Raw genomic sequence first — 20,122 nt, 5'->3', positions numbered from 1 at the left:
GCGCTGGCGGTCGCCCTCGCCGGGCCCGGCCCGGCGACGCCGTGGGCCGACCGGCTCGCGCTCGCCGTCGCCGTGTCCGCCGCCGCCGTGCTGCGGCCCGTCGCGGGCGACGTCGACCCCGCGGACGTCGCGACGCTCCGCGCGCGGGTCGCCGTCTCCTGACCGCGCCGCGTCCCCCACACCCGACACCCGCCCTCCGACCTCCGACCCCGAAACGAGAAACCCGTGCCCCTCGTCACCACCGACGTCCTCCTGTCCCCCGCCCGCGGCGCCGGCCGGGGGGTGGGCGCGTTCAACGTCGTCCAGCTCGAGCACGCCGAGGCGTTCGTGACCGCCGCGGAGCGCGTCGGCACGGGCGTCGTCCTGCAGGTGAGCCAGAACGCCGTCCGCTACCACGGGTCGCTCGCGCCCGTGGGGTCGGCGTGCCTCGCCCTCGCCCGCGCCACGGACGCCCCCGTGTCCGTGCACCTCGACCACGCGGACGACCGCGACCTGGTGGCCGAGGCGATCGACCTCGGTTTCTCGTCGGTGATGTACGACGGGTCCGCCCTGTCCTACGACGACAACGTCGCGTCCACGGCCGAGGTGGTGCGCGCCGCGCACGCCGCGGGCGTGTTCGTGGAGGCCGAGCTCGGCGAGGTCGGCGGCAAGGACGGCGTGCACGCCCCCGGGGTGCGCACCGACCCGGGTGAGGCCGCGGCGTTCGTCGCCGACACCGGCGTGGACGCGCTCGCCGTCGCCGTCGGGTCGTCGCACGCGATGACCGACCGCACCGCCGCGCTCGACCTCGACCGGATCGCCCGGCTCCGCGAGGCCGTCGACGTGCCGCTGGTGCTGCACGGCTCCTCCGGAGTCCCCGACGACGAGCTGGTGCGCGCCGTGCGCGCCGGGATGACCAAGATCAACGTCTCCACGCACCTCAACGGCGTGTTCACCCGCGCGGTGCGCGAGCGCCTGGACGCCGACGAGCGCCTGGTCGACCCACGGAAGTACGTGGGCCCGGCCCGCGACGCCGTCGCCGACGAGGTGGCGCGGCTGCTGCGCCTGCTCGGCGGCGGCGCCGACTGACGACGGCGGGCAGGCCGACGACGGCCGTCAGACGACGGCCACCTCGATGCCTGCGTCCCGGAGCGCGGCGACCTGCTCCGGGTCCGCCTCCGTCGTCGTGACGACGAGGCTGATCGCGGCCGGGTCGGCGAACGGGGCCAGGGCGCGCTCGCCGAGCTTGGTCGAGTCCGCGACGACGACCGTGCGCCGGGCGGCGCGGCCCATGAGGCGGCTGATCTCCGCCTCCCCCTCGTGGAAGGCCATGCCGCCGTGCTCGGCGTCGAGCGCGTCCACCCCGAGGAAGGCGACGTCGATCGTCACCTGGGTGAGCGTGTGCACCGCGAGGGGCCCCACCAGCTCGTAGGAGCGAGTCCGCGCCGTGCCGCCCGTGACGATGATGCGCACGTGCGAGCGGACCGTGAGGTCGTGGGCGATGTTCACCGCGTTCGTCACGACCGTGAGGCGCTCGCCGTCGCGCAGCCCCTGCAGGTCGGGGTCCGTGGCGATGCCCTCGGCCACCATCGTCGTCGTGGTGCCGCCGTTGAGCCCGACGACGTCGCCCGGCCGCAGCAGCGACACGGCGTGCGCGGCGATCCGGTGCTTCTCGTCGGCCCGGCGCGCGGTCTTGTAGCGCAGGGGCAGGTCGTAGGCGACCGCCGTGGTGCGCGCCCCTCCGCGGGTGCGGGTGACCAGCTGCTGGCTGGCCAGCTCCACGAGGTCGCGGCGGACCGTCGCGGGCGACGTGTCGAGCTCCGCGACCAGCTCGTCGACGGTGACCTCGCCCCGCTCGGCGGCGAGCTCCAGGATGCGCGTGTGGCGGCTGTGCCGGGTCATCGGGCCCATTCCTCGTTCCGGGTACGACGCGCGGGCGCGACGCACGGTGCCGCTGTGGACACTACCGGGGCGGCGGTCGTCGGAGGTGGCGGACACGGCCGGGCGCCGCCGTACGGTCCACTACTCTGTCGCGGTGCTCTCGCTCCTCGGGCTGATCCTCGTGGTCACCGTCGCCCTCCTGCTGCCCGCCACCGCGCTGGTGCTCGTCACCGGCCGACGCCGCCGTCGCCGGCACGCCGAGCCCCGCCCGGCGGCCACGGTCCTCGCGGTCGCCCTCGGGCTCGCCCTGGCCGCCGGGGTGCTGGCCACCCTCCTGGACGCCCCGCCCGCGCGCGCCGGGGTGGCCGCCGCCGTCGTCGGCGGCTCCGTCCTCGCGTGGTGGCCGGCCGGCAGGTCGTGGGCGGTGCGCGGGCTGACCGCCTGGGCGCTCAGCGTGCTCGCCTCCGTGACGTTCCTCGCCTACACGGGTCTCTGGACGGTCACCGCGTCGCTCGCGCCGGGGGCCGCGGTCGCGAGCGGGCTGCTCTGGCTCGTCGAGGCCTTCGTCGCCCTCATCGGCCTGGGCCACCTGTGGGAGTTCGTCGACGTGCTCACGCGCCGCCAGTGGCCGGCGTCGGTCGACCCGCGGCACACCGCCACCGGGTCCGCGCGGCCGTTCGTCAGCCTGCACGTGCCGACCCACGACGAGCCGCCGGACATGGTCGTGGCGACCCTCCGACAGCTGCTGCGCCAGCGCTACGACGCCTACGAGATCCTCGTCATCGACAACAACACCACCGACGAGTCCCTCTGGCGCCCCGTCGAGGCGTTCTGCGCCACGCACGACCGCCTGAAGTTCCTGCACGTCGAGAACCTCGAGGGCTTCAAGAGCGGCGCCCTGAACCTGGCCCTGCGGTACATGGACCCGCGGGCCGAGATCATCGGCATCATCGACGCCGACTACCTGGTGGAGCCGGACTTCCTCGCCGACTGCGCGCCGATGTTCGCCGACCCCGAGCTGAGCTTCCTGCAGACCCCGCAGGACTACCGCGACTGGGACGTCTCCGCCTACTTCCGGCGCCTGTACTACTCCTACAGCTACTTCTTCGACGTCTCGCAGGCCTCCCGCAACGAGCGCAACGGCGCGATCTTCGGCGGCACCATGGGCCTCATCCGGCGCGCCGCGCTCGAGGGCCAGGGCGGCTGGGACGAGTGGTGCATCACCGAGGACGCGGAGCTCTCGCTGCGCCTGCTGCGCGCCGGCGGCCGGGGCATGCACGTCGACCGCTCGTACGGCCGCGGCGTCATGCCGCTCACGTTCGAGGCCCTCAAGCGCCAGCGCTTCCGCTGGTGCTTCGGCGGAATCCAGATCCTGCGCATGCACTGGCGCTCGCTGCTGCCCGGCCGCCCCACCGCCGCCAACCGTCTCACCCTCGCCCAGCGCTGGGCCTACCTGGTGGGCGGCCTCCAGTGGTTCGGCGACGTCGCCTCGGTGATCTTCACCGGGTTCCTGCTCCTCGGCGCGGCCGACGCCGTCCTCGGGACGGGCACCGTGGTGCGCCGGCTGTCCGACGTGCTCGTGCTCTGCACCGTGGTGCTGGTGCTCCTCGGCCTCAGCCGGGCCGTCGTCCTCACCCGCCGCAGCTCCGGGGCGCGATGGCGGGACGCCCTCGGCGCGTTCGGCCTGTGGGTGGCGCTCGGCTGGGTGGTCGCGTCGGCGTCGGTGCGCGGCCTGTTCGCCCGCGAGGGCGTATTCCTGCGCACCCCGAAGCAGCGGGGTGAGCTCAGCGCCGCCTACGCGCTGCGCGCGAACCTCACGGAGCTCGTCGTGGGGCTGGTGGCCGTCACGGTGGGCGGGGTGGCGATCGCCCAGGGCACGGTCTCCGCCGTGGCCGTGGGGGCGCTCCTGTGCCTCCAGGGCATCGGGTTCCTCCTCGCCCCCGCCAACAGCATCGCGGCCCTGCGCAGCCACCTGCCCGACGACCTCGCGCGCCGCCGCCGGCGCGGCCTGGCGAGCTGGGAGACCGCCTGGTGGGGCGGCGCGGCAGCGGTCGGGGGCATCATGGCGGCCGTCATCGTCATCGGGGTGTGGCCGACCGGGCTGCCCGAGCGACCCAGCGTCCCGTCGGCGCTCGAGGCGGCCCGGGTGCCGTCCGACCAACTCCTCCCCGACCCCGCCGAGACCCGCGGGCCGGGCGCGGCCGACGAGCCGAAGGGCGATCCGACGAGCACGCCGCCCGGCACCGACGGCACCGACGTGGTCCGGACCTCCGACGAGGCGGCCGACCCGACGACGCCCACCGGCGAGCCGTCGCCGACCACGACCCCGTCCGAGGACCCGACGCCCTCCCCGACGGACGAGCCGACGCCGTCCCCCACGCCCACCACGGGGAACGGCACTCTGCCCACGCAGGCGTCGAAGCCGACGCAGGACCCGAAGCCCACCCCGTCGAACCGCCCCACGGACCCGCAGGACAACCGGAGCACGCCGTCGACGAAGCCGACCGCCCCTCCCGGCAAGGCGTCCTGAGGGCGGGCTACATCAGCCGGACCGGGTCGACCACGTCGGCGACGATGAGGATCGCGCCGGTCCCGATCAGGAGCACGAACATCACGTAGGCCACCGGCATCATCCGGGCCACGTCCGCCGGGCCGGGCAGCGGCAGGCCGCGCACGCGCGCGACGGTGCGCTTGGCGCCCTCGTACAGCGCGTTCACCACGTGCCCGCCGTCCAGCGGCAGCAGCGGGATGAGGTTGAAGACGAAGAGCGCCACGTTGAGCGCCGCGAGGATGCTCAGCAGGTACTGGAGCGTCGTGACGACCGGCTGGTCCGCCTCGACGACGTCGACCGCCATGCGCCCCACGCCCACCACGGACTGGACCGAGTCCTGCGACCGCGGCTCGTCGGTGAAGGCCTGCACCGCCGCGTCGGCGACGCGGACCGGCAGGGTGACGACCATGGCGGCCGTGCCGGACACCTGCTGCCAGACGGCCTCGGGCACGGTGGACAACGGCAGCGGCGTGTACTCCTGCGTCGGCGTCACGCCGAGGAAGCCCGCGGTCTCGGTCACGGGCTGCCCGTCGGCGCCGACCTTCGCGGCGCCGTCCGCGTCCGTCACGGGGACCTGACGGTCCGCGGTCGTGACGGTCAGCGGCACCTGCGCGCCGTCGCGCTCCACCACCACCGGGACCTCCTGGTCCGGCGTGTCCGCGATCATCCCCGAGAGCTGGTCCCACGACGTGACGGCCGTGCCGTCCCACTCCACGATCTCGTCGCCGGGCTGCAGCCCCGCCTCGGCGGCGGGCGACGCCGGGTCGCCGGCGCCGCACACGGGGGCGCCCTCGGCCGTGGTGGACGCCGGGACGCACGCCGTCACGGAGCCGACGGTGGTGGTGATGGTCGCCGCGCCGATCCCCACGAGGATCACGAAGGTCAGCACCACGGCGATCAGCAGGTTCATCACGGGCCCGCCGAGCATGACGACGAGCTTCTTCGGCGTGGACAGGCGGTAGAACGCGCGGTGCTCCTCGCCGGGGCGGATCTCGCTCACCGAGGCCTCGCGCGCGTCGGCGATCACCTGCCCGAAGAAGCCGTCGCGGCGGCGCGCGCCCTCCGGCGCGGGCGGCATCATGCCGACCATGCGCACGTAGCCGCCCAGCGGGATCGCCTTGACGCCGTACTCGGTCTCGCCCTTCGTGCGCGACCACAGCGTGGGCCCGAAGCCCACCATGTACTGGCTGACGCGCACACCGAACTTCTTGGCGGGCACCATGTGGCCCAGCTCGTGCAGGCCGATGGAGAGGGCGAGGCCCACCACCATCACGCCGATGCCGACCACCCAGGCGAGAATCTGATCCACGGCCACGAGCCTAGGTCACCTCGGAGCACCCGCCGTGCCGCCCCGTGCCCGCGCGCGTGCAGGGTTCGTCAGGACCGCGCGAGGATCTCGTCCGCGCGCTCCCGCGCCCAGCGCTCGACCTCCTCGACGCCCTCGAGCGTGACGTCGGCGGCGGCCACGCCGTCATGCTCGCCCAGCACCCGTTCCACCGTCTCGACGATGTCGAGGAAGCCGATGCGCCCGGCCAGGAACGCCGCGACGCCCTGCTCGTTCGCCGCGTTGTAGACGGCGGGGTGCGTCGCCGAGGCGGCCACGGCGGCGCGTGCCAGCCCGACGGCGGGGAACATCGCCTCGTCGAGCGGCTCGAACGTCCACGACGACGCCTGCGTCCAGTCGCAGGGCGGCGACACGACGTCCAGCCGCTCGGGCCAGGACAGGCCGAGGGCGATCGGCAGCCGCATGTCCGGCGGCGACGCCTGCGCGATCGTGGAGCCGTCGCGGAACTCGACCATCGAGTGCACCACCGACTGCGGGTGCACCACGACGGTGATGTCGTCCGCCGGCACGTCGAACAGCAGGTGCGCCTCGATGAGCTCGAGCCCCTTGTTCATCAGGGAGGCCGAGTTGACCGTCACGACGGGTCCCATCGACCACGTCGGGTGCGCGAGCGCCTCCTCGGCCGTGGCCTTCTTGATGTCGTCGCGGCTGCGGCCGCGGAACGGTCCGCCCGACGCCGTGAGGATCAGCCGGCGCACCTCGGCACGCGCGCCGCTGCGCAGGGCCTGCGCCATCGCCGAGTGCTCGGAGTCCACCGGCACGATCTGCCCGGGGGCCGCCGCGGCCTTGACGAGTGACCCGCCCACCACCAGCGACTCCTTGTTCGCCAGCGCCAGCGTGGAGCCGGCCGCGAGCGCCGCGAGCGTGGGGCGCAGGCCGACGGACCCGGTGATGCCGTTCAGCACGACGTCGCTGCCGCGCCCGGCGAGCTCGGTGGCCGCGTCGGGGCCGGCGAGCACCTCGACGCCCGCGGCGCCCTGGCCAAGGCGGTCGGCCAGCGCGGTCCGCAGGTCCTCCGCCCGCCCGGCGTCGGCGACGGCGACCGCGCGCGCGCCCGTGACGGCGACCTGCTCGGCGAGCAGCGCGACGTCCGAGCCGCCGGCGCTCAGTGCCTCGACCCGGAACCTCCCTGAGTGCGCCTGGACGACGTCGATCGCCTGGGTGCCGATCGAGCCGGTGGAGCCGAGGAGTGTCACGGTGCGGGGTGCGTCGGCGGACATGTCGCCCATCATCCCAGGCGCGCGACGGCGGCGGTGCGGTGGTGTGCGACGCCGTCCGGCGGGCCCGGCGACACGCCGCGGAGATGCCCAGACTTCACCCGCGCCGGTGCTTGACTTCCCGACGTCAGGCGTCCGCGCCCGGTCGCGGACGGGTGTGAGGCCGGTTACGTTCGCAAACATGCGTACTTATCGCGTGATAGTCGGTAAGAGGCCCGTGGCGGCACTTGCCGGTCTCGTCGTCCTCGTGTCCGGCTCGGTCGTGGCCACTGCCGCCCCGGCCGCAGCGGACGGCGACGGCGAGACACACCGCATCTACGCGACCCGCGAAGGTCTGGTCGGCAAGCGCACCGCCAACGGGCACAAGATCCGCAAGAACGACCACTTCGTCGCGCTCCCCTCACGGCGCGCTCTCTCGCCGAAGGGCTCCGGCGCGTACTCCGTCCGGGTGTGCCGGGCGGGCAGCACCCGCTGCGAGTACGCGCCGGTGTGGGACGTCGGCCCCTGGAACAGCGTCGACGACTACTGGAGCTCGACGCGGCACGCCGCGCGCAGCCTGCCCAAGGGCACCCCGGAGGCCTCCGCCGCGTACCGGCTCGGGTACAACGGCGGGCGGGACCTGTACGGGCGCAAGGTCACCAACCCCGCGGGCATCGACCTCGCCGACGGCACGTACCGTCACGGCCTGCTCCTGCCGCGCAACGCCTGGATCGACGTCACATATCTGTGGCAGGGCTCGGCCCGCACCGGCATCGTCGTGACGAACGGGCGCACCCTCAACGTCCGGTCCGGGCCGAGCACCGCGCGGGCGCGCACGGGGCTCGCCGCCAACACGGCCCGGGTACCGCTCCTGTGCTACTCCCGCGGGCAGTGGGTCTCCGGCAGCCGCGGCACCACGAACCTCTGGTACAGGATCGGCCGCAGCAACTGGGTCTCGGACGCCTACCTCAACACCGGCACCGGCCGCCCGGTGGCCCGGCACTGTTGACCCGGCACACCTGACCCGGCATTCCTGACCCGGCACCGCGTTCAGGTCACCGCCCGGCCCGGGGAGACGCGGCGACGGCGGGAGTACCGGGCCGCCGCCGCGGCTCGCCGCCGGACGGCGCGCGGTCGGACCAGCTGCAGGCGCCCACAGCGAGCGCGACCGTCGTCGCCGCGACCACCGCCGCCGCGGGAACCGGCAGGGCGTCCACGCCTCCCCGCGCCACGACGAGGGACGCGGCCGCCGCCCCCACGGCGATCCCCCCGTTGAACACGACGGGGATGAGCGCGCCCGCCGTGGCGCGCCGGGCCGGGCCGCCGAGCCGCAGGATCAGGGTCTGCGCGAGCGGGGGCAGCGCGCCCGAGCTCACGCCCCAGGCCACGATGACGGCGACCCCGAGCGCCGGGCGCCCGTCGACGGTCGCGAGGCCGAGGAGCGAGAGCGCCGTCCCGCCCGCGGCGACGGCGAGCCCGGGCGAGGTCCGTGCGCCGTACCGCCCCGCCAGCACGACCCCCGCGGCAGACGCCAGGCCGAAGAGCAGGAGCAGGGCGCTTACGCCGCCGGGGATCCCGGCCGCCGGGGACTCGACGATCCGCGTCACAAAGGTGTAGGCGCCGTAGTGCCCGACGAGCAGGACGCCCACGACCACGGTGACCGCGACCATCGGACCGGCCCCCGGCACCCGGCCCGGCGCACCGCCCGGCACCCCGTCCGGGCGGGCGGCGACGGGGACGGGAGCCGCAGAGGACCGGGCGACCAGCGCGCGGACGGCGACGGCCACCACGAGCGTGAGGACGGCCAGCCCGCCGAAGGCGGCGCGCCAGCCCGCGGCGCGCGCCACGAGGCTCGCGACCGGGGTCCCGAGCACCATGCCGAGCGTCGCGCCACCGAGCACCACGGCGACGGCCCGCGCGAGGAGGCGGTCGGGCACCAGATCGGCCACGTGCGCGTTGGCGCTGGCCCACAGGAGCCCGACGGCGGCCGCGCCCGCGAGCCTGGCGCCCACCGCCACGCCGTACGACGGGGCGAGCGAAGTGGCCGCCGCCGACGCCGCGAGCACGGTCAGCGCGACGGCGATGACCGCCCTCCGGTCCCGGCCCCGCACGAGGCGGACCAGGGGGAAGCTCGCGACCACGACGACGGCGGCCCAGACCGACACCAGCAGGCCGGTCCGCGCCTCGGGCACCCCGAGGCCGGAGCTCATCTGCGGCAGCACCGCGGTGGGCAGCATCTCGGCGGTGACCATCGCGAAGGTCGCCGCCCCGAGGACGAGGAGGGAGGGCCACGGCAGCCGGTCGGGGACGAGGGCGGTGGGGCGTGGTGTCGTCATGCCACCGACGCTAGAGTTTGACATCGATGTCAATGTCAAGGGCCCCCGCGGCGGGGCCCGGGGCGAGCGGGCGACGGCGGGAGGCCGGCATGCGGATCGGCGAGGTGGCGCGGCGCACCGGGGTGGCGCCGCGACTGGTGCGGTACTACGAGCAGCAGGGGCTGCTGACGGCCGAGCGGGCGGCGAACGGCTACCGCGACTACGGCGACGCCGACGTCGAGCGGGTGGGGCGGGTCGCCGGCATGGTCCGCGCCGGGATCCCCACGCGGCTCGTCAAGGTGCTCCTCGACATGGAGGACGCGAGCGCGCAGGACCACCCCACCTGCCCGCGGACCGTCGCGGAGCTGCTCGCCGGCGAGCTCGGCGGCATCGAGGACCGCATCGCCTGCCTCACCCGAAGCCGCGACACGATCCGCGAATTCCTCGCCCGCACCGAGCACGCCGCGCTGCTGTCCGAGGCGGCCGCCGCGTCGTCGCCGGCGGGCTGACGCCGGCCACCACGACGGCCCAGGCCATCACGAATTGCGCAGGGGCCGCCGACCCGGAGGTCGGCGGCCCCTGCGGGCGCGCGTCGATGCGGGTGCCGAGGTCACTCGACCCCGAGCAGCACCTCGATCGCGCGGGCGAAGAACCGGTCCACCGGGCCCTCGGCGTACGCGTCCGCGCCCTTGGCGCGGCTGAACGTGGCCGAGCGGATCTCGGACGACGTCAGCGGCTCCTGGCGGTCGAAGTACGCGACGAGCCGGTCGCACAGCGCGTCCACGTCGTCGGTGTCGTAACCCTGAGCGCCACGCTCCGCCGGGGCGAACTTCTCGCCGTCGGGCCGGCCCAGGCGCCCGTACATCGTGCGGGCGCGGTCGGCGAGGGCGGCCATCCAGGCCTCCTGCCCGTGCGCCGCGACGTACTCGGCGCGCTGGCGCGCGATGAACGCCGCCTCCAGCCGGTCCAGCGCCGCGTCGACCTCGTGCGTGTCGTACCCGCCGCGCACCAGGTCGAACGTCGACACCTGGATGTCGGCGTGCGACAGGGGCTCCGCGGTGCGTCCCTCGTAGGCCTGCCGCGCGTGGTCGAAGAAGTCCTCGACCTCGTCGCGGTCGTACCCGGTGCGCATCGCGGACACCGTGCTGAACAGTGCGCTCACTCGTCCTCCTCCGCAGCCAGCTGCCCGCAGGCGCCGTCGATGTCGCTCCCGCGGGTGTCACGGATCGTGGTGGGGATGCCGTGCCCGCGCAAGCGTGCCACAAACTCGTCCTCGACATCACGCTCGCTCGCGGTCCAGATCGAGCCGGGCGTGGGGTTGAGCGGGATGGGGTTGACGTGCACCCAGCCGCGACCGCGGGCGTTGAGCTTCTCCCCCAGCAGGTCGGCGCGCCAGCCGTGGTCGTTCATGTCCTTGATGAGCGCGTACTCGATCGACACGCGGCGGCCCGTGACCTCGAAGTAGCGTCGGGCGGCGTCGAGCGCCTCGTCCACGCTCCAGCGGGTGTTGATCGGCACGAGCTCGCTGCGCAGGTCGTCGTCGGGCGCGTGCAGGCTGAGCGCCAGGGTCACCGGGATCTCGAGCTTCGTCAGCTTCTCGATCGCGGGCACCAGACCCACCGTGGAGACGGTGATGTTGCGCGCCGACATGCCGAAACCCTCGGGCTGCGGCGCGACCAGCGCGCGCACCGTCTCGAAGACCGCCTTCGGGTTCGCCAGCGGCTCGCCCATGCCCATGAACACGAGGTTGTTCAGGCGCGTGGGACCGCCGGGGATCTCGCCCTCCGCGAGCGACCGGTTCGCGGCGCGCACCTGCTCGAGGATCTCCGCCGTCGAGAGGTTGCGGGTGAGGCCGAGCTGCCCCGTCGCGCAGAACGGGCACGCCATGCCGCAGCCCGCCTGGGACGACACGCACAGCGTGGTCCGGTGCGGGTAGCGCATGAGCACCGACTCGACCTTGGCGTCGTCGAACAGGTGCCACAGCGTCTTGACCGTCGTGCCCCCGTCGGCCTCGAGGCGGCGTGTGGGGCGGATGAGCGGCGGGAACATCGTGGTCGCGATGGCCTCGCGCGTCTTCGCCGGCAGGTCGGTCATCTGCTCCGGGTCGGACGTGTAGTGCTGGAAGTAGTGCGTGGCGAGCTGCTTGGCCCGGAACGGCTTCTCCCCCATCGCCTCCATCGACGCGACGCGCTCCGCCGGCGTGAGGTCGGCGAAGTGCTTCGGCGGCTTGCCCCGCCGGCGCGGCGCCATCTGCAGCGGGAGGGGTGCGGTCTCGTCGCCCGGCCGGACCGCGGGGATCCCGAGGTCGGTGCCGGACGTCGCCGCGCGGGTGGGGGTGGGGGGCATGACAGGTTCCTTACAGGGCGCCGGACGGCGCCATGGTGAGCACGAGGTACACGAACGGTGCGGTGACGACCAGCGAGTCGAGGCGGTCCAGCACGCCCCCGTGGCCCGGGAGCAGCGAACCCATGTCCTTCAATTCTAGGTCGCGCTTGATGAGCGACTCGGCGAGGTCGCCCACCGTGGCCGTGATCGCGGTGAGGACCCCGAGGAGGACGCCGAGCAGCGGGCTGGCGCCGAGGGCGAGCACCGCGCCCGCGACGCCCACCGCCGTGGCGAGGACGACCGATCCCGCCAGGCCCTCCCACGTCTTCTTCGGGCTCACGGTGGGCGCCAGCGGGTGGCGGCCCATCGTCACTCCGGCGATGTAGCCGCCGGTGTCGTTCGCGACGGCGAGCAGGATGAACAGCGCGACGCGCAGCTCGCCGTCCGGCTGCGCCAGCATCAGGAGCACGAAGCCCGCGAGGAACGGCACGTACGTCGCCGCGAACACGGCTGCCGCCGAGTCGCGCAGGGCCTGCGGCCCCGGGCCGTCCAGCACCCGCCAGACGACCACTGCACCCACCGTCAGGACGTACGCGACCAGCAGCGCCTCGGGCCCCGACGTGTATGCCGAGACCACCATGCCGACGCCGCCCACCAGGAGCGGGAGCATGGGCAGCCGGATGTCGCGCCGCGCGAACGCCTGGCGCAGCTCCCAGAGCGCCGCGCCCACCGCGACGGCCGCGACCGCCACGAACGGCTCCGGTCGGAACCACAGCGACGCCGCCACGCCGAGGAGCAGGAGCACCCCGACGGTGATCGCCGCGGGCAGGTTGCGGCCCGCGCGCGACGAGGTCGGGCCTGTGGCACCGCCGGTGGCCGGATCGAGCGGGGACGCGTCCTCGCCCGGTTCGAGGGGATGGGTCACCATCAGACCTCGAGCAGCTCGCTCTCCTTGCCGGCGAGCAGCACGTCGATCGCGTCGACGTGCTTCTTCGTCAGCGACTCCAGCTCCTTCTCGGCACGGGCCACCTCGTCCTCGCCGGCCTCGCCGTCCTTGACGATGCGGTCCAGCTCCTCCTTGGCCTTGCGGCGGACGTTGCGCACGGAGATGCGGGCGTCCTCCGCCTTCGTCTTCGCCATCTTCACGTAGTCGCGGCGGCGCTCCTCCGTGAGGGCGGGCATGACGATGCGGATCGCGTTGCCGTCGTTCGACGGGTTGACGCCGAGGTCGGACTCGCGGAGCGCCTTCTCGATCGTCGTCATCGAGCCCTTGTCGAACGGGGAGATGAGCACCGTGCGCGCGTCCGGGATGTTGAACGACGCGAGCTGCTGCAGCGGCGTGGGCGCGCCGTAGTAGTCCACGGTGATCTTCGAGAACATGCCGGCGTTCGCACGGCCGGTGCGGATGCCTGCGAAGTCCTCCTTGGCGACCTCGATCGCCCTGTCCATCTTCTCCTCGGCCTCGAGGAGGGTGTCGTCGATCACCGGTGCTCCATTCTCGTCGTCGTGCTCGTCGTGCTCGTCGGTGGGTCGTGCTCGGTACCGCGCAGCGTCAGTGCGTGGTGACCAGCGTGCCGATCTTGTCGCCCAGCAGCGCGCGGGTCACGTTACCCGGCTCCTCGAGGCCGAAGACGCGCATGCGCACGTCGTTGTCCCGGCACAGCGAGAGCGCGGTCGCGTCCATCACGTTCAGGCCGCGCACCAGGGCGTCGGTGTAGGTCAGGTGCTCGAGCCGCTCGGCGTCCGGGTTCGTGCGCGGATCCGCGGAGTAGACGGCGTCGACACCGTTCTTGCCCATGAGGACCTCGTCGCAGTGCGTCTCCAGGGCGCGCTGCACCGACACCGTGTCGGTGGAGAAGTACGGCATGCCCGCCCCGGCGCCGAAGATCACGACGCGCCCCTTCTCGAGGTGACGGATCGCCCGCAGGGGGATGTACGGCTCCGCGACCTGCCCCATGGTGATCGCCGTCTGCACGCGGGTGGTCACGCCGTCCTGCTCCAGGAAGTCCTGCAGCGCCAGGCAGTTCATCACCGTGCCGAGCATGCCCATGTAGTCGGCGCGGGCACGGTCCAGGCCCGCCCGGGACAGCTCGGCACCGCGGAAGAAGTTGCCCCCGCCGGAGACGATCGCGACCTGCACGCCCTGGCGGACGGCGTCGCCGATCTCCTGGGCGATGCGGCGCACGACGTCGGTGGCCAGGCCCACGCTGCCGCCGCCGAAGGTCTCGCCGGAGAGCTTCAGCAGCACCCGGCGTGCCGGTGCGTCCTCGCCCGCCGCGGCGGTCGGCTCGGTCTGGTTGGTCTCGGTCACGTGCGTCACCGTCGCTCTCTCGGTCTGTTCCGCATGCCTCGTCGGCATGTCCTGCGTCGCCGCGCGGCGCTCGACGCCGCGGGCGTGGTCGGGCCCGCGCCGCCCGACCGAAGGTGGTCACCCTCCGCGCATCCTGGCACCGGACGCCGGATCCCGCCCCGTCAGCCGGCGCGGGTGGGTATGCGACAGGCCCGACCGCACCGCGCACGGTGCGGTCGGGCCTGGACGCAGGCGGCTGTCAGCTGCCGACGCGGAAGCGGACGAAGCCCAGCAGGTTGCCGCCGGTGGTGGCGACGTGCTTGGCGACCGTCGTCTTCGTGTCCTTGGCCAGGGGCTGGTCCACGAGGACCGCGTCCTTGAAGAAGCCGTTGAGGCGACCCTCGACGATCTTCGGCAGAGCGGCCTCGGGCTTGCCCTCGGCGATCGAAACCTCGCGCGCGATCTCGCGCTCCTTCTCGACGACGTCCGCCGGGACGTCCTCACGGGACAGGAACCGCGGGGCCAGGGCCGCGATGTGCTGCGCGACGTCCTTGGCGACGGGCTCGGCCGCGTCGTCCGTGGCGACGAGCACGCCGATCGACGGCGGCAGGTCCTTGGCGGTCTTGTGCAGGTAGGTCGTGACCTTCGGCGCCTCGAGGCGGGCCACGCGGCGCAGCACGATCTTCTCGCCCAGGGTGGCACCCTGCGCGGCGATCGCGTCGGCGACGGTGCCCTCGGCGGCCGGGGCGGCGAGCGCGGACTCGGCGTCCGTGGCACCCGCGGCGGCGGCGGCCTCGAGCACCGAGTCGGCGAGCGCGACGAACGTCGCGTTCTTGACGACGAAGTCCGTCTCGGCGTCGAGCTCGATCATCGTGGCGACCTGGCCGGCGGCGGCGTCCTCGACCTTGACGGCCACGAGGCCCTCGGTGGTCGCGTTGCCCTCGCGCTTGGCGGCGCGCGCCAGGCCCTTCTTGCGGATGATCTCGATCGCCTGCTCGGCGTTGCCGTCGGCCTCGTCGAGCGCCTTCTTGACGTCGAGCATGCCGGCACCGGTGCGCTCGCGGAGCGCCTTGATGTCAGCGGCGGTGTAGTTCGCCATGGGGGTCCTCCGTGCTGGTTCGAGATCCGCCCGGCCCCGGACGGGGCGCCGGGCGGAAGGGGCGTGCGGGGTCGCCGGGGGGGGTCCCGCCCGGCCCCCGCCCCCCGACAACAAACCCCCGCAAAGCGTGGGGTGCGCCGCCCGCGCCGCCGCGGGCCAGAAAGGGGGGGGGGGCCCCGGGGGGGGGGGGGGGGGGCGTCGTGGTGCTGGGGGGGTCGGGGGGCGGAGACGTGCGGGGTGGCCTGGGCCTCGGCGTCCGCGTAGGTGCGCGACGCCGACGACAGGGCCGCCGTCACGGCGTCGAGCGCCGCCTCCACCTGGGTCTGCGTGGCCTGCCACTGGCCCATGACGCCGGCGAACTGCGTCGCCGCGCCGCCGTGCCAGCTGGACTGCAGGTCCTGCAGGTGCCGCATCATCGCCCCCACCTCGGAGCGGATGGCCGCCACGGACCCGTTCACCGCCGCGCTCGCCTGCGCGACCCGCTCGCTGTCGACCTCGTACCGCACGTGTCCTCCTTCGTCGCCGTGTCCCCTGGGGGATGCCGAGGTCGACGCTACGGAGCGCGCGGAGGCCGGGCCGCCGTCCTCCACAGGCCTGTGGAGAACCGGGGTCAGGAGGCGGGCTTCTCCTCCAGCAGGCGCCGCTCCTTGAGGAGGCGGTGCAGTTCGCCGTCGAGGTTCTGCCGCGCCGGCTCCTCCCACGCCGCGCCCATCGGGCTGCGGTACAGGGACGGGCGCTGCAGCAGCTTCTGCAGCACGCGGATGCGGGCGTCGAGGTAGTCCGGCAGCGGGATGTGCGAGTACTCGGCCCGCACGTTCGCCATGTACTCCTTGTACCGCTGCGGCTCGGACGCCAGCATCGCGAGGTCGGCGTCGTTCAGCACCGCGGAGTCGACGTCGTCGGGCAACGGCTTGTGGCGGTCGATCGAGTCGACGAGCCGCGCGGTGCGCGCGACGGCGACGGCCGGCAGGCCGAGCTCCGTGAGCTGCGTGCGCGCGAGGTTCGCGCTGACGGTCGTCTGCTCGCCGCCCTGAGTCGCCTGGGCGACCTTGCGCGTCGCGTCGAAGACGGCGCCGTGGTACCAGGCCGCGAGCCGGACGAGGTCGGGCTCGTGGGTCTCCTGGGACAGCTCGTCCACGCGGTGCAGGACGTCGGCCAGGTGGCGGAGGTTGTGGAAGCGCCGGTCCGGGGCGGACCACCGCTCGAGGAGGTCCTCCCCGACGGCTCGGATCTCCGCCTCGTCGGCCGTGGCACCCGCCCCGTGGCAGGTACGGACGAACGCGGAGAGGAACCACTGGGGCGCGTCGGCGCTCATGACGCCCATCGCTATCAGACCTTCGGTCGCGGGACTCGGACTGTCCTCCTCGTCAGACTACGACCGGGCGGCGACACCGCAGCGCGGGCGTGCTCCGCCGGACCGGTATCCCGTTCAGGCGGAGGAGGACGACGCGCCATCGTAGCCGTCCGCCGCCGGGAGCAGTACTCGCACCGTCATCCCCCCGCCCGGGGTCTCGCGCACGGAGACGTGCCCCTGGTGCGCGCCGACGATCGCGGCGACGATCGCCATGCCCAGCCCGGACCCGCCGGACTCGCGGTTGCGCGACGAGTCGGCGCGGTAGAACCGCTCGAACACCCGCTTCGCCTGCTCCGGGGAGATGCCGGCGCCGTGGTCACGCACCTCGAGCACGGCCGCGCCGTCGGGTGCCCGGCCCACGGCGACCTCGGCCGGGGAGCCGGCCGGTGTGTGTCGCGCCACGTTCCCCACGAGGTTGGTGAGGACCTGGCGCAGCCGGTCGGCGTCGCCGGTCACGACGACGTCCGACGGCGGGGCCGCCCCGGCGGCCAGCCCCGTCACGTGGACCTCGCGCGTCGGATCCAGGGCGTGCAGGTCCTGAGCGGCGTCGCGGGCCATGGTCACCAGGTGCACGGGCTCGTGCCGCATCGGGCGGCCCTCGTCGAGGCGGGCGAGGACGAGGAGGTCGTTGACCAGCGTGCTCATGCGGCGCGCCGAGTCCTCGATGCGCTCCATGGTGTCGTCGACCTTGGCGGGCGTGTCGAGCGCGCCCATCCGGTACAGCTCGCCGTAGCCCTTGACCGTGGCGAGCGGCGTGCGCAGCTCGTGGCTGGCGTCGGAGACGAACCGGCGCATGCGCCGCTCCGACTCCTCCTGGGCGGAGAACGCCCGCTCGATCTGGGCCAGCATCGTGTTCAGCGACGCGGACAACGAGCCCACCTCGGTCGACGTCGGCCGCTCCGGGACGCGCTGGGACAGGTCGCCCGCGGCGATGGATGCCGCAGTCGTCTCGATCTCCCGCAGCGGCCGCAGCGAGCGATGCACCAGGACGAACGAGATCGCGCCGCCCAGCAGCACGATGCCGAGCGCCGAGAACAACAAGGAGCGCGTGAGGTAGGTGACGGTCTGCTGCACGCCGGCCAGCGGCAGCGCGACGTAGGCGGACCCCTTGGTGGAACCGTCGCTGAAGGTGAGGGGTGCCACGCGCCAGTCGGTGGGTGTGTCGCCCCCGGTTCCGTCCACCGTGAACGGTTCGCCGTGTCGTTCGCGGACCTCGGCGTAGGTCTCGGTCGGGATCTCGGGGGTCCCGTACTTCTCGATGTTCGGCGGCCACCCGATCGGGTCGCTGCTGATCTCGCCGGTCGAGTCGCGGAAGATGACGACGTAGTCGGTCGGGGGACCGGACGTGGGCGAGTCGGACTGTTGCAGCGTGAGTTTGGCCAGGCCGGTGGCCGACTGCCTGAGCTGCTGGTCGACCTGGTCGACGAGGAACCCGGACACGACCGTCCGTGTCACGACCGCGGACAGGATCAGCCCTGCCGCCAGCACCAGCACGGTGATCACGACGAGCCGCGTGCGCAGCGGCAGGCGCTCGACCCACGACCAGTGCGCGCGACCGGTCGGGCCGCCCGTGGCGGGGGCGGCCTCGCCGTCGGACGGGGGTGCGGGCGGGGCCGACCGCGGGTCGGCGGGCAGGGCCCGGCCGTCCGCCGTCGTGCCGGGGGTGGGGGACGTCATCGCGCCTGCGGCGCCCGGAGCAGGTAGCCCACGCCCCGCTTGGTGTGGATGAGGGGAGGCAGGCTGGCGTCCTCCCCGTCGGGGCCGGTGACGGTGAGGTTGTCGATCTTGCGGCGCAGGTAGGAGATGTAGGACTCGACGATGTTGGCGTCGCCGCCCCAGTCGTACTGCCACACGTGGTCGAGGATCTGCGCCTTGGACAGCACGCGACCGGCGTTGAGCATGAGGTAGCGCAGCAGCTTGAACTCGGTGGGGGAGAGGTCGATCTCCACGCCGGCGCGGCGCACCTCGTGCGAGTCCTCGTCGAGCTCCAGGTCACCGACCCGCAGGACGGCGTCGTCCTCGGGCTCGCCCGCGTGGGTGCGGCGCAGCACGGCGCGGATGCGGGCCACGACCTCCTCCAGGCTGAAGGGCTTGGTGACGTAGTCGTCCCCGCCGACGGTGAGCCCCTGCACCTTGTCCTGCGTGTCGTCGCGGGCGGTGAGGAACAGCACGGGGGTGTGCCGGCCGGTGGAGCGCATGCGGCGGGTCACGGTGAAGCCGTCCATGTCGGGCAGCATCACGTCGAGCACGACGAGGTCGGGCTCGACGTCGCGGACGAGCTGCAGCGCCCCGTTCCCGTCACCGGCGGCGTGGACCTCGAACCCGGCGAAACGCAGGGACGTGGACAGCAGCTCGCGGATGTTGGGCTCGTCGTCCACGACGACGAGACGTGCTTCGGGTGCGCTCATGACTTCAGTGTGCGACCGGGCTCTGAGCGTTGCCTGGGAACGGGCTAGGACGGTCCTGGCGCCCGGCACGGCCGCGCGTGTGGGTGGTGCGCCCCATGATGGGCGGGTGCGGATCACGGGGGAGCAGCGCCGGCGGCGCCTGGTCGTGCGGCAGCTCGCGCTCGGTGTCGACGGGCCGGGCGGGCCGGCCGCGACGACGCCCGAGGAGGTCACCCGGAGGCTCGTCGCGCTGCACGCGACGGACACGCCCAGCGTGCACCTCGCCGTGCTCGCCCGGACGCGGGGCGTCACGCTCGACGACGTGCGCGACGCGCTGTTCGAGCGGCGCAGCCTCGTCAAGGTGCTGGGGATGCGCCGCACCATGTTCGTGGTGCCGCGCGAGACCGTGCCGGTGATCCACGCCGCCGCGTCCGCGGCGGTCGGTCGCCGGCTGCGCACGCGGCTGCTCAAGGAGCTGGCGACGCTCCCCACGGACCCCGCGGTCGAGGACCCGGAGGCCCTGCTCGCGGCGGCCGAGGCGCAGGTGCACGCAGCCCTGGCCGCCGGCCCGCTCGACGGCGCCGAGCTCTCGAGAGCGGCGCCGCTGCTGCGCACCGCCTTCCTGCCCACCACGGACAAGGCCTGGGACGTGCGCCGCACCATGACGTCGCCGCTGCTGTCGGTGCTCTCCGCGGAGGGTTCCGTCGTGCGGGGCGAGCCGCGCGGGGCGTGGACGTCGCCGCGGCACGTGTGGTCGCCGATGAGCGACTGGTTCCCGGACGGCATCCCCGACCTGGACGAGGAGGCGGCGCGCGTCGAGCTCGCCCGGGCGTGGCTGGAGGCGTTCGGTCCCGCCACCGTGGCCGACCTCAGGTGGTGGACGGGGTGGAACCTCGGTCAGGCCCGGCGCGCCGTCGCGGCCCTCGACGTGCGCGACGTCGAGGTGGAGGTCGGCGTGCCGGGCGGGGACGCCGTCGTCACCGACGGCGTCATGCTGCGAGACACCGACCTGGACGCGGACCTCGACCTGGACGACGTCGTCGCCGGTCATGCCGCGCTGCTACCCACCCTGGACCCCACCACGATGGGCTGGACCGCCCGCGACTGGTACCTGGGCGCGCACCGCGACCAGCTCTTCGACAGCGCCGGCAACGCGGGCGCCACGGTGTGGTGGCAGGGGCGGATCGTCGGGCTGTGGATCGTGCGGCCCGACGGCGAGGTCGCGTGGCGGCTGCTCGAGGACGTCGGGTCGGCCGGCGAGGCCGCGGTCGCCGCCGAGGCGGAGCGGCTCGGCACGCTCCTGGCGGGCAGCACCTTCACGCCCGGGTACACGACCCCGCTCTACAAGGAACTGCTGACCACCTGAGTGTTGTGAGCGGGCGTTTGGCCCTGTTTCAGTG

At 74.0% G+C, this 20,122-nt stretch carries 18 protein-coding genes and 1 pseudogene; 5 read left to right on the top strand and 14 right to left on the bottom strand.

Annotated features, from left to right (window positions below):
- The first annotated feature begins 225 nt into the window (after positions 1 to 225).
- Positions 226 to 1,068: a ketose-bisphosphate aldolase gene (locus tag ACFWDO_RS17650; protein ID WP_380320501.1), complete on the top strand. Its 843-nt coding sequence runs from the start codon at positions 226 to 228 to the stop codon at positions 1,066 to 1,068.
- Between the two features lie 27 nt (positions 1,069 to 1,095).
- Here ACFWDO_RS17650 and ACFWDO_RS17645 read toward each other — a convergent pair whose 3' ends face one another.
- A complete protein-coding gene (locus ACFWDO_RS17645; RefSeq protein ID WP_380320498.1) occupies positions 1,096 to 1,881 on the bottom strand; it encodes a DeoR/GlpR family DNA-binding transcription regulator in 786 nt (261 codons plus the stop codon).
- Between the two features lie 133 nt (positions 1,882 to 2,014).
- Between ACFWDO_RS17645 and ACFWDO_RS17640 the strand changes: the two genes are divergently transcribed.
- Positions 2,015 to 4,390 (top strand): glycosyltransferase, encoded by a 2,376-nt coding sequence (locus ACFWDO_RS17640; protein WP_380320495.1) that lies wholly within the window; start codon positions 2,015 to 2,017, stop codon positions 4,388 to 4,390.
- 7 nt (positions 4,391 to 4,397) lie between these two features.
- Here the strand turns inward: ACFWDO_RS17640 and ACFWDO_RS17635 are convergent, their stop codons facing one another.
- Entirely contained in the window at positions 4,398 to 5,720 is a 1,323-nt protein-coding gene (locus ACFWDO_RS17635) for a M50 family metallopeptidase (protein ID WP_380320492.1), read from the bottom strand.
- Positions 5,721 to 5,788: 68 nt separating this feature from the next.
- Positions 5,789 to 6,976 (bottom strand): 1-deoxy-D-xylulose-5-phosphate reductoisomerase, encoded by a 1,188-nt coding sequence (dxr, locus tag ACFWDO_RS17630; protein WP_380320489.1) that lies wholly within the window; start codon positions 6,974 to 6,976, stop codon positions 5,789 to 5,791.
- Positions 6,977 to 7,190: 214 nt separating this feature from the next.
- On the opposite strand from dxr, the gene ACFWDO_RS17625 reads away from it, so the two are divergent.
- Positions 7,191 to 7,961 carry a hypothetical protein gene (locus tag ACFWDO_RS17625; protein WP_380320486.1) on the top strand — a complete coding sequence of 257 codons (771 nt, stop codon included), beginning with the start codon at positions 7,191 to 7,193 and terminating at the stop codon, positions 7,959 to 7,961.
- 46 nt (positions 7,962 to 8,007) lie between these two features.
- Here ACFWDO_RS17625 and ACFWDO_RS17620 read toward each other — a convergent pair whose 3' ends face one another.
- Positions 8,008 to 9,288, bottom strand: a complete 1,281-nt coding sequence (locus ACFWDO_RS17620) for an MFS transporter (RefSeq protein ID WP_380320483.1) — start codon at positions 9,286 to 9,288, stop codon at positions 8,008 to 8,010.
- 89 nt (positions 9,289 to 9,377) lie between these two features.
- Between ACFWDO_RS17620 and ACFWDO_RS17615 the strand changes: the two genes are divergently transcribed.
- Positions 9,378 to 9,776 carry a MerR family transcriptional regulator gene (locus ACFWDO_RS17615; RefSeq protein WP_380320480.1) on the top strand — a complete coding sequence of 133 codons (399 nt, stop codon included), beginning with the start codon at positions 9,378 to 9,380 and terminating at the stop codon, positions 9,774 to 9,776.
- Between the two features lie 101 nt (positions 9,777 to 9,877).
- On the opposite strand, the gene ACFWDO_RS17610 is transcribed toward ACFWDO_RS17615, so the two are convergent.
- The 10 genes and pseudogenes from ACFWDO_RS17610 to ACFWDO_RS17565 all read right to left on the bottom strand — a co-directional run bounded on the left by ACFWDO_RS17610 (position 9,878) and on the right by ACFWDO_RS17565 (position 18,743).
- Positions 9,878 to 10,429 carry a DivIVA domain-containing protein gene (locus ACFWDO_RS17610; protein ID WP_380326783.1) on the bottom strand — a complete coding sequence of 184 codons (552 nt, stop codon included), beginning with the start codon at positions 10,427 to 10,429 and terminating at the stop codon, positions 9,878 to 9,880.
- Positions 10,426 to 11,613: a 23S rRNA (adenine(2503)-C(2))-methyltransferase RlmN gene (rlmN, locus tag ACFWDO_RS17605; RefSeq protein WP_380326780.1), complete on the bottom strand. Its 1,188-nt coding sequence runs from the start codon at positions 11,611 to 11,613 to the stop codon at positions 10,426 to 10,428. Before rlmN ends, ACFWDO_RS17610 begins: the two co-directional genes overlap by 4 nt.
- Before the next feature lie 10 nt (positions 11,614 to 11,623).
- Positions 11,624 to 12,517: a phosphatidate cytidylyltransferase gene (locus ACFWDO_RS17600; protein ID WP_380326777.1), complete on the bottom strand. Its 894-nt coding sequence runs from the start codon at positions 12,515 to 12,517 to the stop codon at positions 11,624 to 11,626.
- Positions 12,518 to 12,519: 2 nt separating this feature from the next.
- Positions 12,520 to 13,077: a ribosome recycling factor gene (gene frr / locus ACFWDO_RS17595; protein ID WP_380326774.1), complete on the bottom strand. Its 558-nt coding sequence runs from the start codon at positions 13,075 to 13,077 to the stop codon at positions 12,520 to 12,522.
- A gap of 67 nt (positions 13,078 to 13,144) precedes the next feature.
- Positions 13,145 to 13,912: a UMP kinase gene (gene pyrH / locus ACFWDO_RS17590; protein WP_380326771.1), complete on the bottom strand. Its 768-nt coding sequence runs from the start codon at positions 13,910 to 13,912 to the stop codon at positions 13,145 to 13,147.
- A 229-nt stretch (positions 13,913 to 14,141) separates the two neighbouring features.
- Entirely contained in the window at positions 14,142 to 14,981 is an 840-nt protein-coding gene (tsf, locus tag ACFWDO_RS17585; protein ID WP_380347084.1) for a translation elongation factor Ts, read from the bottom strand.
- Positions 14,982 to 15,232: 251 nt separating this feature from the next.
- Positions 15,233 to 15,487 (bottom strand): annotated as a pseudogene (locus tag ACFWDO_RS17580) (WXG100 family type VII secretion target); the annotation flags it as partial.
- 104 nt (positions 15,488 to 15,591) lie between these two features.
- Positions 15,592 to 16,296, bottom strand: coding sequence for a hypothetical protein (locus ACFWDO_RS17575; protein ID WP_380347082.1), 705 nt, complete (start codon positions 16,294 to 16,296; stop codon positions 15,592 to 15,594).
- 114 nt (positions 16,297 to 16,410) lie between these two features.
- Positions 16,411 to 18,012: a sensor histidine kinase gene (locus ACFWDO_RS17570; RefSeq protein ID WP_380326635.1), complete on the bottom strand. Its 1,602-nt coding sequence runs from the start codon at positions 18,010 to 18,012 to the stop codon at positions 16,411 to 16,413.
- Positions 18,009 to 18,743 carry a response regulator transcription factor gene (locus ACFWDO_RS17565; RefSeq protein WP_380326632.1) on the bottom strand — a complete coding sequence of 245 codons (735 nt, stop codon included), beginning with the start codon at positions 18,741 to 18,743 and terminating at the stop codon, positions 18,009 to 18,011. Before ACFWDO_RS17565 ends, ACFWDO_RS17570 begins: the two co-directional genes overlap by 4 nt.
- Before the next feature lie 106 nt (positions 18,744 to 18,849).
- On the opposite strand from ACFWDO_RS17565, the gene ACFWDO_RS17560 reads away from it, so the two are divergent.
- Positions 18,850 to 20,088, top strand: coding sequence for a winged helix DNA-binding domain-containing protein (locus ACFWDO_RS17560; protein WP_380326629.1), 1,239 nt, complete (start codon positions 18,850 to 18,852; stop codon positions 20,086 to 20,088).
- The last annotated feature ends 34 nt before the right edge of the window (positions 20,089 to 20,122 follow it).

Origin of the sequence: Isoptericola sp. NPDC060185 (genome assembly GCF_042728595.1) — a bacterium.
In the GTDB taxonomy this organism is placed as follows: Bacteria; Actinomycetota; Actinomycetes; order Actinomycetales; family Cellulomonadaceae; genus Isoptericola.
This window is presented reverse-complemented; position numbering and strand designations above follow the sequence as displayed.